Origin of the sequence: Acidovorax sp. (genome assembly GCF_046291265.1) — a bacterium.
Classification (GTDB): domain Bacteria; phylum Pseudomonadota; class Gammaproteobacteria; order Burkholderiales; family Burkholderiaceae_C; genus Acidovorax.
In genome coordinates, this window is record NZ_JBKBTV010000084.1 from 1 (window position 1) to 15,805 (window position 15,805).

At 65.0% G+C, this 15,805-nt stretch carries 14 protein-coding genes; 9 read left to right on the forward strand and 5 right to left on the reverse strand.

Annotation, left to right across the window (positions count from 1 at the left end):
* Window positions 1-236: 236 nt before the first annotated feature.
* Entirely contained in the window at window positions 237-1,538 is a 1,302-nt protein-coding gene (locus ACK41V_RS21420) for a UDP-N-acetylglucosamine 1-carboxyvinyltransferase (RefSeq protein ID WP_409785392.1), read from the forward strand.
* 102 nt (window positions 1,539-1,640) lie between these two features.
* On the opposite strand, the gene ACK41V_RS21425 is transcribed toward ACK41V_RS21420, so the two are convergent.
* Both ACK41V_RS21425 and ACK41V_RS21430 read right to left on the reverse strand, forming a co-directional pair.
* On the reverse strand, window positions 1,641-2,696 hold the full coding sequence (locus ACK41V_RS21425; protein WP_409785394.1) for a GGDEF domain-containing protein: 1,056 nt from the start codon (window positions 2,694-2,696) through the stop codon (window positions 1,641-1,643).
* A gap of 22 nt (window positions 2,697-2,718) precedes the next feature.
* The gene (locus tag ACK41V_RS21430) at window positions 2,719-3,900 is read right to left on the reverse strand and encodes a DUF917 family protein (RefSeq protein ID WP_409785395.1); all 1,182 of its coding nucleotides are present in this window, start codon (window positions 3,898-3,900) and stop codon (window positions 2,719-2,721) included.
* A 232-nt stretch (window positions 3,901-4,132) separates the two neighbouring features.
* On the opposite strand from ACK41V_RS21430, the gene ACK41V_RS21435 reads away from it, so the two are divergent.
* Together ACK41V_RS21435 and ACK41V_RS21440 are read left to right on the forward strand one after the other, a co-directional pair.
* On the forward strand, window positions 4,133-4,819 hold the full coding sequence (locus ACK41V_RS21435) for a DUF3334 family protein (RefSeq protein ID WP_409785397.1): 687 nt from the start codon (window positions 4,133-4,135) through the stop codon (window positions 4,817-4,819).
* 222 nt (window positions 4,820-5,041) lie between these two features.
* A complete protein-coding gene (locus tag ACK41V_RS21440; protein WP_409785399.1) occupies window positions 5,042-5,368 on the forward strand; it encodes a plasmid stabilization protein in 327 nt (108 codons plus the stop codon).
* Window positions 5,369-5,539: 171 nt separating this feature from the next.
* Here ACK41V_RS21440 and ACK41V_RS21445 read toward each other — a convergent pair whose 3' ends face one another.
* The 3 genes from ACK41V_RS21445 to ACK41V_RS21455 all read right to left on the reverse strand — a co-directional run bounded on the left by ACK41V_RS21445 (window position 5,540) and on the right by ACK41V_RS21455 (window position 11,264).
* Complete coding sequence (locus tag ACK41V_RS21445; RefSeq protein ID WP_409785400.1) at window positions 5,540-6,472, reverse strand: DMT family transporter; 933 nt, start codon at window positions 6,470-6,472, stop codon at window positions 5,540-5,542.
* Between the two features lie 89 nt (window positions 6,473-6,561).
* The gene (locus ACK41V_RS21450) at window positions 6,562-7,623 is read right to left on the reverse strand and encodes a response regulator (RefSeq protein ID WP_409785402.1); all 1,062 of its coding nucleotides are present in this window, start codon (window positions 7,621-7,623) and stop codon (window positions 6,562-6,564) included.
* Window positions 7,623-11,264 (reverse strand): ATP-binding protein, encoded by a 3,642-nt coding sequence (locus ACK41V_RS21455; RefSeq protein WP_409785403.1) that lies wholly within the window; start codon window positions 11,262-11,264, stop codon window positions 7,623-7,625. The genes ACK41V_RS21450 and ACK41V_RS21455 overlap by 1 nt, the downstream gene beginning before the upstream one ends.
* 210 nt (window positions 11,265-11,474) lie before the next feature.
* Here ACK41V_RS21455 and ACK41V_RS21460 point away from each other — a divergent pair, with 210 nt between their 5' ends.
* The 6 genes from ACK41V_RS21460 to ureE form a co-directional block, all read left to right on the forward strand.
* Window positions 11,475-11,777, forward strand: a complete 303-nt coding sequence (locus tag ACK41V_RS21460) for an urease subunit gamma (RefSeq protein ID WP_007855627.1) — start codon at window positions 11,475-11,477, stop codon at window positions 11,775-11,777.
* 37 nt (window positions 11,778-11,814) lie between these two features.
* Window positions 11,815-12,432: a HupE/UreJ family protein gene (locus tag ACK41V_RS21465; RefSeq protein ID WP_409785406.1), complete on the forward strand. Its 618-nt coding sequence runs from the start codon at window positions 11,815-11,817 to the stop codon at window positions 12,430-12,432.
* 169 nt (window positions 12,433-12,601) lie between these two features.
* Window positions 12,602-12,907: an urease subunit beta gene (locus tag ACK41V_RS21470; RefSeq protein ID WP_409785408.1), complete on the forward strand. Its 306-nt coding sequence runs from the start codon at window positions 12,602-12,604 to the stop codon at window positions 12,905-12,907.
* A 113-nt stretch (window positions 12,908-13,020) separates the two neighbouring features.
* A complete protein-coding gene (ureC, locus tag ACK41V_RS21475; protein ID WP_409785410.1) occupies window positions 13,021-14,739 on the forward strand; it encodes an urease subunit alpha in 1,719 nt (572 codons plus the stop codon).
* A gap of 20 nt (window positions 14,740-14,759) precedes the next feature.
* On the forward strand, window positions 14,760-15,248 hold the full coding sequence (locus ACK41V_RS21480; RefSeq protein WP_409785412.1) for a GNAT family N-acetyltransferase: 489 nt from the start codon (window positions 14,760-14,762) through the stop codon (window positions 15,246-15,248).
* A 74-nt stretch (window positions 15,249-15,322) separates the two neighbouring features.
* Window positions 15,323-15,805: urease accessory protein UreE (gene ureE / locus ACK41V_RS21485; protein ID WP_409785414.1), on the forward strand; the 483-nt coding region annotated here is incomplete at its 3' end.

A 15,805-nucleotide genomic window follows, 5' to 3' on the forward strand; every position in this document is an offset into this window, starting at 1 on the left:
CCCCGACGCAGGTCGCCCCGTAGCGAAGCGCAGGGGTCGCAGACTGGGGGTCGCCCTTTCTTTGGTAACTTTCTTTCGGCGACGCGAAAGAAAGTTACCGCGCTGCCGGGCGCGCTCCCCGGCCTCCGCCCACAAACCAGGCACACCGCCCCAAAACACAACAAAATCCCAACCCAGTTAGAGTATCGACCTCGCGTAACCCCTGGCCCGCCCAGGCCACTTCTACCTCCCTCCCCATGTCCAACCTCGTCGTCCACGGCGGCACCCCGCTCAAGGGCCGCATCACGCCATCTGCCAACAAGAACGCCGTGCTTCCCGTGCTGTGCGCCACGTTGCTCACCAACGAGCCGCTCAGGCTGCTGGGCGTGCCCGACATCACCGACGTGCGCAAGATCCTCAACATCTTCCGCACCCTGGGCAGCGATGTGCGCATGGACCACACCACAGGCACGCTGGACCTGCACCACCACGCCACCACCTTCGACGCCACCCACCACCGCCTGCCCGAAGAGATGCGCTCGTCCATCATGCTGGTGCCGCCGCTGCTAGCGCGCTTTGGCTTGGCGCGGCTGGAGGACAACGTCAAAGGCTGCACGCTGGGCGTGCGCGAGATTGATCCGCATGTGGAGGTGTTCCGCCGCTTTGGCGGCACGGTGGAACGGGCCGAGGGCTCGCTGCTGATCCGCAGCGCGGGTCGGCTGCAGGCCAACCACCACTGGCTGGACTATGCATCGGTGACCACCACCGAAAACTTCGTGCTGTGTGCGGCCACGGCCGAGGGCACGTCGGTGCTGACCAATGCCGCGTCAGAGCCGCATGTGCAAGAGTTCTGCCGCTTCATGATGCTGATCGGCGTGCGCATCGAGGGCATGGGCACGTCGCGCATCACGGTGCATGGCGGCACGCAACTGCGCGGTGGCGAGTTTCGCTTTGACGAAGATTTCCATGAGATCACGACCTTCCTCGCGCTGGGCGCGATCACCGGTGGCGACGTGGTGGTGAAGAACAGCGCGCCCGAGAATTTTCCGCTCATCGACCGCACCTTTGCCAAGTTCGGCGTCACCATCACGCACGAGGACGGCTGGTCGCGCGCGCACTGTGCTAGCCCGCTCAAAGTACAGACGCCGTTCACCAGCAACGTGCTGACCAAGGTGGAGGCCGCGCCCTGGCCGTACTTTCCGGTGGACCTGCTGCCCATCTTCATTGCCCTGGGCGTGCGGGCCGAGGGCAATGCGCTGTTCTGGAACAAGGTGTATGACGGCGCTTTAGGCTGGGCGGGCGAGCTGTCGAAGTTTGGCGCGCATGTGTTCCAGTCCGACCCGCACCGCCTGGTGACCTTTGGCGGCAATCCGCTGACGCCTGCGGTGGTGGAGAGCCCCTACATCATCCGCGTGGCCATTGCGCTCTTCATGGTGGCGGCGAGCACGCCCGGGCGCTCGGAGATCCGCAACGCCACACCCATCCGCCGCGCCCACCCGAACTTTGTGGAGAACCTGCGCAGCCTGGGCGTGCAGGTGGAGTGGACCAGTGAGGAATGAGGGTGGCGTGAGGTTTGCGTGAACGCTGCGTGACTGTTGCCTGAGCATGGCCGAGGGCGTGAGCGTGAGGGATGGCAGGCGGCTGCCAGCGCAGCCAGCGCCCTACACGGGCTCGATCAACACATGCATCGCGCCCCCTGCCCCGTCCAGACGCACATCCGCGCAATACACCGCGTTGCGCCCCGCTTCCTTGGCGCGGTAAAGCGCCTTGTCGGCACGGTTCACCAGCTCTTCAAAGTCAAGCCCCGCGCCTTTGTGCAGCGTGGCCACGCCGATGCTGACGGTGACCGAAATGCGAGCACCGTCTTCGTTGACGGGCACGCTCATGGCAGCCACTTCGCGGCGCAGTGACTCGGCCACGCGCAGGGCGCTCACGCCATCGGTTTCGGGCAATACGATGACGAACTCCTCGCCGCCAAAGCGCGCCACGATATCCACGCCACTGCATTTGCGCGCGGCGCAGGCCTGGGCCACGGCGCAGATCACGCGGTCGCCCGCGAGGTGCCCCCAGACGTCATTGACGGGTTTGAACAGGTCGATGTCCACCACCAGCAGCGACAGCGGGTGGTCAAACCGTTCGGTGCGCTTGCACTCGTTGGCGCCCAGCTCCATCAGGGTGCGCCGGTTGGCCAGGCCTGTGAGCGAGTCGTTCGACGCCAGCAGCTCCAGCGCGGTGTTGAACTCTTGCAGCAGCTTGTTCTGCTCCACCAACTGGCGGTTGATCTGCGCGATTTCGTCTTCTTTTTGTTTGCGGTCGTTGATGTTGAAGGTCACACCAATCAGCCGCTTGCCGGGGGTAGCGCTGCTGCGGTCCATGATGCGGCCATAATTGGCAAACCACACCCATTCGCCCGCCTTGGACCGCAGGCGGAACTCGGCGCGGTATTGCGCGGTCACGCCGTTCACATGGTCGGCCACGGCTTGACGGACCATCTCCAGGTCGCCGGGGTGAAACAGGCCGTAGATGTCCTGCACACCCGAGACGATTTCGTCTTCAGAGAAACCCAGCTCCAAAAACGTCTTGGTGGCCTTGTGGGTGACCTGGCCTGTGACCAGATCGTTCTCCCACAGGTCCAGCCCGGCGGCTTCCAGCACCAGCTCCAGCCGCTCTTTGTTCAGATCCGGTTCATCCACCATGGCGGCAAACATTGGTTCCATCGATACCGTTGGTGCAGCGCGATCAGGCTGCGGGCATGGCGCCCGCATAGCCCATGTTGCGCAGCAATGCCGCAAACGAGGCCACAACGCCCGGTGTGTTGTAGAGCTGCGGCGCGGTCTGGACGGCAATCACGCTCACCGCCCGGCCGGTGCTTTTGCCGGTGGCAGCGTCAAAGTACAAGGCCAGGTCATCGCTGGCGTTGGAGAAGCCGCGGCCCGTGCTCTCGGAGTAGTAGCAGATGGAGTCGGGCGCGATGATGTCCGGCACGGTGCTGGAGGACGAGTACATGATGAGGTTCTCGTTCAGGTTGTACAGGGTGTGCGTCTGCGTGCTCTGGCTGGGGTCGGGGGTGTTGTCCAGCCGGATGATGCCCGAATCGAGCGACGCACTGGAGGTGGACTGCGTGACCGCCGTGATGAAGAAGTTGGTGACCACGGCACGGGCCGCGCGGCCGGTGATGGCGGCGATGGCGCTGGCCACCGCACTGGTGGACAACGGGTTGACGGCCTGGAGCATTTGCAACCCCAGCGCGCGCGCCTGCCCCAGCGTGCCGGGGATGTAGCTGCCTGACAGTGCAAAACCATTGCTGGCGTTGGACGGCCACATCGCAATGCCGGAATACCCGCCAAACCCGGACACCACCCCGCCAGCCAGGGTCTCGACCCGCGACGCGGTGGACGCGCCGAGCACGGCCGATTCGATATTGGCAGGCACCGATGCATCGCTGGCCAGCGCTGCGGGGCAAGGCGCCAACGCTGCGGTGCCGGTGAACGTGGTCTGCGGCAGCTCGGGCACAGCGCGCCCGGCGCCGTCGCCATCCACCACCCACACGGCGCGTTGCGACATGGCGGCGCCAATCAGCGGCACCAGCGAGTTGATGGGGCCAATCTCCACGGGGATGAACGCCCCCAGCGGAGTGCCGGTGGAGGCCTCCATCACCTGCACGGTGTTGGCGATGGAGTTTTGAATGGCCGCCAGTGTCAGCCCATCGGCCGCGTCCGGCGAACCCATAATTGCCAGCACGCAGGCAGCGGTGGCACCGTCGTAGCCCTGCACGTCCACAGTGCCGCTCCAGCCTTGGTCGGCAAGCTCCTGAAGAATCGTGCAGGCATCGTTGTAGCTGCCCCCTCCCCCACTGGCCAACACGGCCGCGCCGGTTGCAATCGCCTGAAAATCCGTCAAACCATAGCTAACTGCACCCATCACACGCTCCCTCTGTATGGTGGGGGACGATACCCGGGCCCGGTGGGTTGTCAACCCGCAGCATCCCGCTCGGCGCCGGGCCTTGGGCGTGGTAGCGATGGGGCACTGTTTGACATCGCACCCTTCTCTTCTTCTCCCATTTGCGACGGAAACCACTCTGGTAGAGCGGTGCGCCTTCGCCTATGCTCTGCCCAGCGCGGTTATCCTGACAAAACACTCCCAGACCCACACCATGAGCCATCCAGAAAAAGCCCCCGTCTACGGCACCGAAGACCTGCTGATCAGCCTGTGCAACTCCGTCACCCGGGTGCTGAACGTGGCGACCCACGGGCAGATTCACTACTCCGGCATGGTGCAGCGCATCAGCAAAACCTGCCTGAAGCCCGACATCGGTTGTTTTGTGTTGTTTGACGGCGGCTTTTCGGGGCTGGTGATCATCAACTTCTCGGCCGCCGCCGCGATGGAGCTGTACGCCAGCTACCTGCTGAACATGGGCATGTCCAAGGACGATCTGGTCACCTCGTACACCTCGGACGAAGTAAGCAACGTGATGGGCGAGCTGATGAACCAGGTGGTGGGCGACTTCACCGGCAAGGTGCGCCGCGAGCTGCAGACCCACATCACCCAAAACCAGCCCAAGATGCTGGTGCTGAACAAGCAGGTGATGCTGAGCGTGGACGCCAACCTGGACAAGCCGGAAGCCCGGCGCGTGACCTTCTACACCAGCAACAACAACATCTTCTACCTCGAACTGGCCATCGACCGCACCGAGTTCATCAAGCTGTACGACTTTGAAGCCCAGGAAGTGCCCGACGCCGACGCGCTGATGGCCCAGTCACAAGAAGCGCCGCAAGTGCCCCCACCACCGCCTGCGGGGCCGGACGACACGGATGCGCTGCTGAAATCGCTGGGGATGTAGTTCTTCAAAAACAATAGCTGCTGGCGCTTGATGGATAAGCGCTAGAGCCGTATTTCATTCAAAAACGAGGGGCCAGACGCGTTCGAACAGTGCGCCCCTCCGTCCTACGTCGCCCGCCTTGCATGGCCTACGGCGGTGTCGCACCCTCCGGCTAGATTGGATTCAGGCAGCACCGCCCACACGCGGTGCCCTTGTTTCCTTTGTTCACGGAAAGGATCCATCATGCCCCGAGGCACCTGGAGCGCCAAGCGCGAGCGCCAATACGAACACATCAAGAACAGCCTGCTGGACCGCGGCAAAGGCCAGGAAGCGGCCGAGGAAATTGCCGCCCGCACCGTGAACAAGGAGCGGGCCCAGCACGGTGAAAGCAAGACGGCCAACCCGAAGACGCTGCGTGACACGCCAGCGCCCGTGCGCGGGGGTAAGCGTTCGCACCAGGGCGCGCAAGGTCGTACCAAGGAGCAGTTGTACGAGGAGGCGCGGCGCAAAGGCATCGTGGGGCGGTCCAAGATGAACAAGCAGGCGCTGGAGCAGGCCGTGAAGCGCTGACATCAGCACCCCTTGAAAATTCGAAATTGATAGCTGCTAGCGCTTTACCCATGAGCGCTAGAGGCCAAAAGACCAAAAATTTCCCTACTCGACTTGGGTACAGCCGCCGGATGCCAATCACCGCCACAGGTGGCCCAGGCGCCGCGTGTGCAGACACGCTGAATATCAACATCAGCGCCGCGCGCCCAGGCGCTCCGCGATCCAGATACCGCCAAGCACCATCACCAGCGCCACGGCGTGATAAGCCCCCACGGGCTCGCTCAGCACCCACACAGCCAGCGCAGGGCCAAACACGGGATTGAGGTTGAGGAACACGCTGGCACGCGCCGGGCCGATCAGCTCTACCGCGCGGATAAACAGGATCTGCGAGACGAACGACGGAAGCAGCCCCACGTAGGTCAGGATGAGCCAGCCCTGCAGCGTGGGCCAGAAAAAGTGCCCGGTCGCTACTTCGGCCGCCAGCAGCGGCAATGAGGCCAGCGCCGCAACGCCCGCCACCGCTGAGAAGAACACCAGCGGCGGCACCACGGGGCGGGACCGCAGCCCCAGCGTGTAGCCCGCGTACAGCACACAGGCCAGCAAAATCCATACATCGCCGACGTTGAAATCGAGCGCCGCCAGCACCGCCCAGGTGCCCCGCGAGGCCACGATGGCCACACCCGCCAGCGTGATGACCACCCCCACCATCTGCAGCGCGGTAACACGCAGTCGAAGAAACAGCACGCCGCCCAGCAAGACCAGCACCGGGATCATTCCCTGAATCAGCGCCAGGTTGACCGCCGTGGTGTGGTGGGCCGCAGCGTAAAACAGCGCGTTGAACGCGGTAAAGCCGCTGACCCCCATCAGCGCCAGATACGTCCAGCGGCCCTGCAGTGCGGGCAGGTGCTGCACCACCTGTTGGCGCGCGACGAACCACAGCGCAATGCAGGCAATGCTCCAGCGCGCCGTCGTGAGCATCATGGGAGACACGTGGCCCACCGCCAGCCGTGCCGCGACGGCGTTACTGCCCCAGATGAGGGTGGTGACAATGAGGAGAAAGGCGGGGCGCTGGTACAGGCCGCGCCAAAAAGCACCGCGCGTGGCGGCAGAGGGGGATGCGGACATGCCAGCGAGGGTAGCAAATTCGGTGGGCTCTGCTGGCCAGGACCATGGCCAGCGCAGAGACAAACGCCAAGGGCAAAACCGTCGGCGGCCTACCCCTCAAACTGCGGATGCAGCTGCCGAATGCGGTTCATCGCCATACCCGCCGCTGCCGTACGCGTCTCCACCCCCAGCTTGGCAAACACGCGCTCCAGGTGCTTCTTCACCGTAGCAGGGCTGGCGCCCAGGATGTCGCCGATGTCGCGGTTGATCTTGCCTTTGACCACCCAGTACAGCACCTCGGCCTCGCGCGCGGTGAGCTTGAAGGACAGGCTCATGGATTCGATGATCTTCGCGTCCGACACCTCGCGCATCACGATGAGCCAGTCGCCGCCGCCTGCACTGTCGCCCGCTTGCTGGTGAAGGCGGAAGGTGAGGCGGCGCGCGCCCTGCTCCACAGCCAGGCGCGGGGGTTCGGCCAGCGAAGCGGCCAGCAGCTCGGCGGCGTTGTCGGCCAGCACATGGCGGCGCAGCCAGGCCTGCACCGGCTCGGGCGCCCATTGGCCGAATGCGGTGGGCGTGCCGTCCGGGCCTATCTCGCCAAAGTAGCTTTGCAACAGCTCGCGCGCCAGCGGGGTTTGCCAGACGATGCGGCCGTCCGACGCGCGCACGGTGATGCTGGCGTAGCCAAAGGCGTCGAGTGCGTTGCGGGCCTCGCGGGCCTGGCGCGCGTCCTGGCGGGCCTTGCGGGCTGCGCCCAGGTGCACACCCATGCGGGCCATCACCTCGCGCGGTTTGATCGGCTTGGTGACGTAGTCCACACCGCCCGCCTCCAGCGCGGCCACGAGGTGTTCCGTCTCGGTGAGGCCCGTCATGAAGATGATGGGAATGTGCGCAGTGGCGGGGTTGGCCTTGAGCCGCCGTGCGACTTCAAACCCGTCCATGCCGGGCATCATCGCGTCGAGCAGCACGATGTCCGGCAGCGCCTGCGCGGCGCGTAACAAGGCAGCTTCGCCATGCGTGGCCACCAGCACGGTGTAGCCGGATTCATCCAGCGCGTCGTGCAGCACGGCCAGGTTGTCGGGCACGTCGTCCACGATCAGGACCACATCGCTGTCGGCACGGTCCAGCGCTGCGCCGGGTGACGCTGACGAAGGGGGAAGGATGGTGGTCATCACGGTGGCTTTGCCTGCTCCAGAATTTGGCCCATGGCATCGAACTGGAACTGGCGAGCCAGTTGCCGCATGGTGGCCACAAAGGTGCTGTGTGCGGGCTGGCTGCATTCGATGTCGTCCAGGGTGTTGAGGATGCCACGGTAATAGCCCAGGGCCAAGACTTGCCCCAACGCTGCCAGGGCGGCGGCATCGGGGTAGGTCAGCGGAGCGGGTGCGGCGGGTTCAGGCACGCCGGGCAATTGCGCGGAAGGGGGCTCTTCATATAGCCACTGCAGGCCGAGCCTGCGCTCAAGCCAGCCCAGTAGTTCGCTGTGGCGCACGGGCTTCACGATGAAGTCTTCGGGGCGAATGTCCACGTCGTTGTCGAGCGCCTTGTCAAATGCATTGGCAGACACGATGGCGCACTGGACATCGTCAAGGTGCATGTGCCGCACGCGCCGCAGCGTCTCCCAGCCATCAATGCCCGGCATGGCCAGGTCCATGAAGATCGCGTGCGGCCGGTAGCCGGTGGCCAGCAGGTCCAGCGCGTCGTGTCCGCTGGCGGCCTGGCGCAGCTCGAAGCCCAGGGGTTCTAGCAGTTGCACCAGCAGTTCGCGGTCGGGTTCTTCGTTGTCGACCACCAGGATGCGGCGGCGCTCGCCTGCGTAGCCCTTGCGGGCGCGCTGTGCAAGCGCTGCCAGTGCGGCAGGCGGCGGGGCGGTTTTACCTAAAGCGTCGGCATGCACCTCGGGCAAAAACAGTTTGACGTGAAACACCGAGCCCACGCCCGGTGTGCTGGTCACCGTCAGCTCGCCGCCCATCAACGCCGTGAGCATCTTGGCAATGGTCAGGCCCAGCCCTGCGCCAGGGGCTGAGGTGGACCCGTTGCCGCCCGATCCACCGCGCGTAAACGGCTCGAAGATGCGTTCGATCTCGTCGGCGGTCAGGCCCGGCCCCGTGTCCTGCACCTCGATGCGCGCCATCTCGCGCGCATAGCGCACGCGCAGCGTGACGGTGCCGTGCGCGGTGAACTTGACGGCATTGCCCAGCAGGTTGATGAGGATCTGGCGCAGCCGCTTTTCGTCAGCGCGCACCACTTCAGGAATCACGCCCAGCACATCGAACTGAAACGCCAGGCCCTTGGCTGCGGCCTGCAGTTCGAACAGACTCGCCATCTCGTGCAGGCCATCGGCAAAACGCATGGGCGTGACATCCAGCGTGAGCTTGCCCGACTCGATGCGCGCGATGTCCAGCGTGCCTTCAATGAGCGACAGCAAATGCTCGCCGCCGCGGCGGATCACGTGCACCGCCTGCTTGCGGTGCGGGGGCACGCCCGCGTCTTCACCCATCAACTGCGCATAGCCCAGGATGGAGTTGAGCGGCGTGCGGATCTCGTGGCTGATGGCGCTGATGTAGCGGCTCTTGGCCTGGTTGGCCTGGTCGGCGGCGCGCTTGGCTTCTTCAGCCACTTGGCGCGCCTGCTCGGCCACGCTGCGGGCGGTCTGCAGGGCCTCGTCAGTCTGGCGGTGCAATTCAATCTCGCGCACCAGCAGGCCGGTCTGGCGGTTGGACTCCTCCTGCGCCACCTGGCGGCTTTTGTGCGCCAGCACCAGCCACCAGGCCACGATGCCCGAGATGACCAGCAGCGCCAGATACGCCTTGAGCAGGCCGGAGCGCAACGCCACCTCCGGCGCGGCCAGAACCTCGGTGTTGGTCAAGGCCTGGGCAATGGTGTTGAGTTCCTGGTGGTACAGCAGGCCCATGACGGAGGCCAGCAGCGGGCCGATCACCAGCATCAACAGCAGAAAGTGGCCCAGGCCCGTGTCCAGGTAGCGCCACATGGCGCGCGGCAACACCCAGCGCAGCGCGGCCGACCACTGCACCGCCATGCTGGCGTGCGGCTTGCACAGGTCGCCGCAGCGTGCATCCAGCGTGCAGCACAACGAGCAGATGGCGCCGCCGTACGCCGGGCACTGGGCCATGTCGGGCGCTTCGTATTCGCGCTCGCAGATCACGCAGCGCTGCACGGTGTAGCGCATGGTGCTGCCGAGGCTGTCTTGACCAGGCTTGCTGGGGCCGTGCATGGGCACTGCCTGCACATCGGCCAACGCAGCAGGTTCAGGCTGTCGCGCAATGTAGTAGCGCCCTTGGGTGGCCCATGCAATCAAGGGCGCGGTGACAAACGCCACGGCCATCGCAATCACGGCCGAGAACGCCTGCGGCAGCGGGCCAAAAAACCCCAGGTGCGCGCTGATGGACACGATGGACGCCAGCGCCATCGACCCCACGCCCACCGGGTTGATGTCATACAAATGCGCGCGCTTGAACTCGATGCCCTTGGGCGACAGGCCCAGCGGCTTGTTGATGACGAGGTCGGCCACCACCGACATGATCCAGGCGATGGCGATGTTGGAATACAGCCCCAGCACCTCGCCCATGGCGCGGAACACGTTCATCTCCATCAGCATGAAGGCGATCAGCGTGTTGAACACCACCCACACCACCCGCCCCGGGTGGCTGTGCGTGAGGCGCGAGAAGAAGTTGGACCACGCCAGCGAGCCCGCGTAGGCGTTGGTCACATTGATCTTGAGCTGCGAGATCACCACAAACAACGCCGTGGCCGCCACCGCCCAGCCGTAGTTGGGGAACACATATTCGTACGCAGCCAGGTACATCTGGTTTGGGTCCACCGCACGCTCCGCAGGCACCATGTGGGTGAGCGCCAGATAGGCCAGCAGCGCACCGCCCAGCATTTTGAGCACCCCCAGCACCACCCAGCCCGGCCCACCCACCAGCACGCCCAGCCACCAGCGCCCGCGCGTGGCGGGAGTGGATGCAGGCATGAAGCGCAGGTAGTCGGCCTGCTCCCCCATCTGGGTAATCAGTGCAATCCCGACGGTCAGCGCCGCACCAAACAAGGGCAGCTGGAACGTGGCGCCGCGCATCGATTCACCACCGTAGTGCACCACGCCGGAAAACGCACCAGGATCGCGCACAACCACATACACAAACGGCACCACCAGCATCACCAGCCACAGCGGCTGCGTCCACATCTGCAGGCGGCTGATGGCCGACACGCCATGGGTGACCAGCGGAATCACCACAATGGCGCAGATCAGGTAGCCCCAGGTGGGCGGAATGTCGAGCGCCAGCTCCAGCGCGTAGGCCATCACGGCGGCCTCCAGCGCGAAGAAGATGAAGGTGAACGATGCGTAGATCAGCGAGGTGAGCGTGGAGCCTATGTAGCCAAAGCCTGCGCCACGTGTGAGCAGGTCCATGTCCACGCCATAGCGCGCCGCGTACACGCTGATGGGCAACCCCGCCAAAAAGATGATGAGCCCCGTGGCCACGATGGCCCAGAAGGCGTTGATGAAGCCGTACTGCACCAACAGCGTGGCGCCCACGGCTTCCAGGATCAGAAACGACGCCGCCCCAAACGCCGTGTTGGCCACCCGCCATTCAGACCACTTGCGAAACCGCTGCGGCGTGTAGCGCAGCGCGTAATCCTCCATGGTCTCGGTCGCCACCCAGCTGTTGTAGTCGCGCCGGACCTTGACCACCTGCTGCGGGGCCTGCTGGGGTTCATGTGCAGCCACGCCTGGCTCTGTCGGCTGCAACGGGGCAGCGTCAGCAGGGGCGATGGAGGCGGTGTGGGGAGGCATGGGCAGTGGCGGCGGTCACCCCTTCCGGTGCAGTTTCCATGCCACTGCACCTGGGGGGCTTGCGCCAGATGACGTATGGCGGGCACGGGGCTTGCTGCCTATGATGGATTCGCTTCCACCAGATCACCGGTACACCATGGAACTCACCCCTCGCGTTCGACCGCCCCAGCGGTCGCGCGAGCCATTGACCCCAGCATTGAGTAAAACGAAATGGAATTAACCCCTCGCGAAAAAGACAAGCTGCTGATCTTCACCGCCGCCCTGCTGGCCGAGCGCCGCAAGGCCCGGGGCCTGAAGCTCAACTACCCCGAGGCCATGGCCCTGATCAGCGCCGCCGTGATGGAAGGCGCGCGCGACGGTAAGACCGTGGCGCAATTGATGAGCGAAGGCCGCAGCGTGCTGACCCGCGCGGACGTGATGGACGGCATCGCCGAGATGATTCCGGACATCCAGGTCGAAGCCACTTTCCCCGATGGCACCAAGCTCGTCACCGTGCACCAACCCATCGTCTGACCCTTCTTCTCCCTCTCTCTCTCTGTGGAGCCCCCCCATGCGCATCGCACTCACACACCGCCACACAGCCGCTCTGATTTTTATAGCTATCAGCGCAATCACCACAAGCGCTAGCGCCCATACAGGCGCTGAATCACACATCCACAACAGCTTTCTGAGCGGCTTTGCCCACCCCTTCTTCGGCCTGGACCACCTGGCCGCCATGGTCGCCGTGGGCTTGTGGAGCGCCCTGGCGGCACGCAGCGCCGGACGCGAACTGCTGTGGGGCCCCGTGGGCTTTGCGGCCATGCTGCTGGTGGGCGCCGTGCTGGGCCTGCAGGGCGTGGCGCTGCCTGCGGTGGAGCCGATGATTGCCGCATCGCTGCTGGTCACCGGCCTGCTCGTGGTGTCGCGCCTGCGCGTGCCCGGCGTGGTGGCGGCTCTGGTGGTCGGCGTGTTTGCGGTGTTCCACGGCGTGGCCCACGGCTATGAGCTGGCTGGCGACGACAGCGCGTGGCAAACCCTGGCGGGCATGCTGGCTGCCACGGTGCTGCTGCATGGCGCCGGTCTGGCGGCTGGCTGGGCGCTGCGCAACCGGCAGGTGTGGCTGGCACGCGCTGCCGGTGCTGGCGTGGCCGCGTTCGGCGGTGCGTTGCTGCTGCAGCAGATGGCGTGATGGCATTGACCCCCACCAAGCTTGACAGGCACACAAGCCCCTCTCCCCGCGCGGGAGAGGGGTTGGGGAGAGGGGGCTCAACGGGCGCAGTGCCTGCATCGACGACCCCCTCTCCCCGGCCCTCTCCCACGAGGGGAGAGGGGGCAAACCCAAGGATGGAGAACTGAACATGATCCCAGGCGAACTCTTCACCGAACCCGGCGAACACCTGCTCAACACCGGTCGCCGCACGCTGACCGTGCTGGTGCGCAACACCGGCGACCGCCCCATCCAGGTGGGCTCGCATTACCACTTTGCCGAGACCAACAACGCCCTGGGTTTTGACCGTGCCGCCGCGCGTGGCATGCGGCTGAACATCGCGTCCGGCACCGCCGTGCGGTTTGAGCCCGGCCAGGAGCGCACGGTAGAGCTGGTGGACTACGCGGGTGAGCGCAAGGTGTACGGCTTTCAGGGCCTCACGCAGGGCGCGCTGTAGCTCTGAATCACCAAATTTCAAGCCAAATTGGCCTCTAGCGCTTGATGGATAAGCGCTAGTAGCTATCAAAACAATAGTATTTATCGCCCACCGGAAAAGCGGAGCACCCCACCATGGCAACCATTGGACGACGCGCCTACGCCGAAATGTTCGGCCCCACCGTGGGCGACCGCGTGCGCCTGGCTGACACCGAACTCCTTCTCGAAGTCGAAGCCGATCACACGCTGCGCGCAGGCAGCTATGGCGAAGAGGTGAAGTTTGGCGGCGGCAAAACCATCCGCGACGGCATGGCGCAAAGCCAACGCACCAACGCACAAGGGGCGGTGGACACGGTGCTCACCAACGCCCTCGTCATTGACCACACCGGCATCTTCAAGGCCGACATTGGCCTGCGCGCAGGCCGCATCGCCGCCATCGGCAAGGCGGGCAACCCCGACACCCAGCCGGGCGTGGACATCATCATCGGCCCCGGCACCGAGGTCATCAGTTGCGAAGGCAACATCGTCACCGCGGGCGGCATCGACAGCCACATCCATTTCATCTGCCCGCAGCAAATCGAAGAGGCGCTGGCCAGCGGCATCACCACCATGCTGGGCGGCGGCACCGGCCCCGCCACGGGCACGCTGGCCACCACCTGCACCTCCGGCCCCTTCAACCTGGAGCGCATGCTGCAGGCGGCCGATGCCTTCCCGATGAACCTGGGCTTTTTGGGCAAAGGCAACGCCAGCCTGCCCGACGCACTGCACGAGCAGATCGACGCAGGCGCCATCGGCCTCAAGCTGCACGAAGACTGGGGCACCACGCCCGCGGCCATCAGCAACTGCCTGGACGTGGCCGAAGCCACCGACACGCAGGTGGCCATCCACTCCGACACGCTCAACGAATCGGGCTTTGTGGAAAACACCATCGCCGCCGTGGGCGGGCGCGGCATCTGCGCGTTTCACACCGAAGGCGCGGGTGGCGGCCATGCGCCGGACATCCTGCGTGTGGTGGGTGAAGACAACTTTTTGCCATCGTCCACCAACCCCACCATGCCGTACACGCACAACACGCTGGACGAGCATGTGGACATGCTCATGGTGTGCCACCACCTGGATGCCAGCATTGCCGAAGACCTGGCCTTTGCCGAAAGCCGCATCCGCAAAGAAACCATCGCCGCCGAAGACATCCTGCACGACCTGGGCGCCATCAGCATGATGTCCAGCGACAGCCAGGCCATGGGCCGCGTGGGCGAAGTCATCCTGCGCACCTGGCAGACCGCACACAAGATGAAGGTGCAGCGCGGCAGCTTGGCTGGCGACACGGCCCGCAACGACAACACGCGCATCAAGCGGTACGTGGCCAAGTACACCGTCAACCCCGCCATTGCGCACGGCATCAGCCATGAAGTGGGCTCGCTCGAAGTGGGCAAGTGGGCCGATATCGTGATCTGGAAGCCCGCGTTCTTCGGCGTGAAGCCCGCACTGATCCTGAAAGGTGGCTTGATCGCCATGGCCGCGATGGGCGACCCCAATGCCTCCATCCCCACGCCCCAGCCCGTGCACTACCGGCCGATGTTTGGTGCGTTTGGTGGCGCCCTTGCCAAGACCTCGCTCACCTTCGTCTCACAGGCCGGTTTGGCTGCGGGCATTGGCGAGCGCTTCGGCCTGCGCAAAACGCTGAGCGCGGTGCGCAACATCCGGGGCGTGCGCAAGCAGCACATGGTGCACAACAGCTACACCCCGAAGATGGAAATCGACGCGCAGACCTATTCGGTGCGCGCAGACGGGCAGTTGTTGACTTGCGAGCCCGCCACCGTGCTGCCCATGGCGCAGCGCTACTTTTTGTTCTGACCGATTGGATGGATTGCCCCATGGCCAACGCCACTGCCCTGCTGCACATCCGCCTGGACGACCTGCGCGATCCGCGCATCGAAACGTTCATGCAAGAGCATCTGGTGGACATGCGCGCCGTGTCGCCACCAGAAAGCGTGCATGCGCTGGACATGGCCCAGCTGCGTCAACCCGACATCGCCTTCTGGTCGGCTTGGCTGCCGGAGGACGACGGTGACACCCTGGTGGGCACCGGCGCCCTCAAGCGGCTCAGTGCCACGCATGCAGAACTCAAATCCATGCGCACCAGCGCCCGCCACCGCGGCCAGGGCATTGCCCGCCAGTTGCTGAACCATTTGCTAGAAGAGGCCCGCGCACGCAGCTTTACCCAGTTGAGCCTGGAGACAGGGCCACAGCCCTTCTTTGAGCCCGCACGCCAGCTGTATTTTCAGCACGGCTTTGTCGAGTGCGGCCCCTTTGCCGACTACGGCCCTGACCCGTACAGCTTCTTCATGACCCGCGCGCTGTAAATCAACAGCGGCCATCTGCCTTGCGCCCCGGGCCCACAATGCGCGTTTTGCCCGCCGCAACGAAACAAAACCCCATGATCCAAGCCTCCAAACTCATCCCCCAAGGCAAAGGCCTGGCCCCCGTGCTGGTCAAGCGCGCCACCACCATCGAGCTGGACTGGGATGTGCGCCAGAAAAGCCGCTTTGCCGCCACCGACTCCGCCGGACGTGAACTGGGCATCTTTCTGCCACGCGGCACCCTGGTGCGCGGCGGTGACGTGCTGGTGGCCGAAGACGGCTCCATGGTCCGCGTGATTGCGGCGCCACAGCCGGTGCTGGTCATCACCCACTGCAAGAACCACGGCACCCCGTTCGACCTGACCCGCGCCGCCTACCACCTGGGCAACCGCCACGTGCCCATCGAGCTGCAGCCCGACCACCTCAAGATCGAACCCGACCACGTGCTGGCCGACATGCTGAGCGCCATGCACCTCATCGTCAAAGCGCAAGACCTGCCGTTTGAACCCGAAGGCGGTGCCTATGCGGCAGGGCATGGTGGCAGGCACGGCCATGGACAC

Bases quoted from the DNA above. Each gene is read 5' to 3' on its own strand.
- ACK41V_RS21420 (WP_409785392.1), top strand. From the start codon at position 237: ATGTCCAACCTCGTCGTCCACGGCGGCACCCCGCTCAAGGGCCGCATC.
- ACK41V_RS21425 (WP_409785394.1), bottom strand. From the start codon at position 2,696: ATGGAACCAATGTTTGCCGCCATGGTGGATGAACCGGATCTGAACAAA.
- ACK41V_RS21430 (WP_409785395.1), bottom strand. From the start codon at position 3,900: ATGGGTGCAGTTAGCTATGGTTTGACGGATTTTCAGGCGATTGCAACC.
- ACK41V_RS21435 (WP_409785397.1), top strand. From the start codon at position 4,133: ATGAGCCATCCAGAAAAAGCCCCCGTCTACGGCACCGAAGACCTGCTG.
- ACK41V_RS21440 (WP_409785399.1), top strand. From the start codon at position 5,042: ATGCCCCGAGGCACCTGGAGCGCCAAGCGCGAGCGCCAATACGAACAC.
- ACK41V_RS21445 (WP_409785400.1), bottom strand. From the start codon at position 6,472: ATGTCCGCATCCCCCTCTGCCGCCACGCGCGGTGCTTTTTGGCGCGGC.
- ACK41V_RS21450 (WP_409785402.1), bottom strand. From the start codon at position 7,623: ATGACCACCATCCTTCCCCCTTCGTCAGCGTCACCCGGCGCAGCGCTG.
- ACK41V_RS21455 (WP_409785403.1), bottom strand. From the start codon at position 11,264: ATGCCTCCCCACACCGCCTCCATCGCCCCTGCTGACGCTGCCCCGTTG.
- ACK41V_RS21460 (WP_007855627.1), top strand. From the start codon at position 11,475: ATGGAATTAACCCCTCGCGAAAAAGACAAGCTGCTGATCTTCACCGCC.
- ACK41V_RS21465 (WP_409785406.1), top strand. From the start codon at position 11,815: ATGCGCATCGCACTCACACACCGCCACACAGCCGCTCTGATTTTTATA.
- ACK41V_RS21470 (WP_409785408.1), top strand. From the start codon at position 12,602: ATGATCCCAGGCGAACTCTTCACCGAACCCGGCGAACACCTGCTCAAC.
- ureC (WP_409785410.1), top strand. From the start codon at position 13,021: ATGGCAACCATTGGACGACGCGCCTACGCCGAAATGTTCGGCCCCACC.
- ACK41V_RS21480 (WP_409785412.1), top strand. From the start codon at position 14,760: ATGGCCAACGCCACTGCCCTGCTGCACATCCGCCTGGACGACCTGCGC.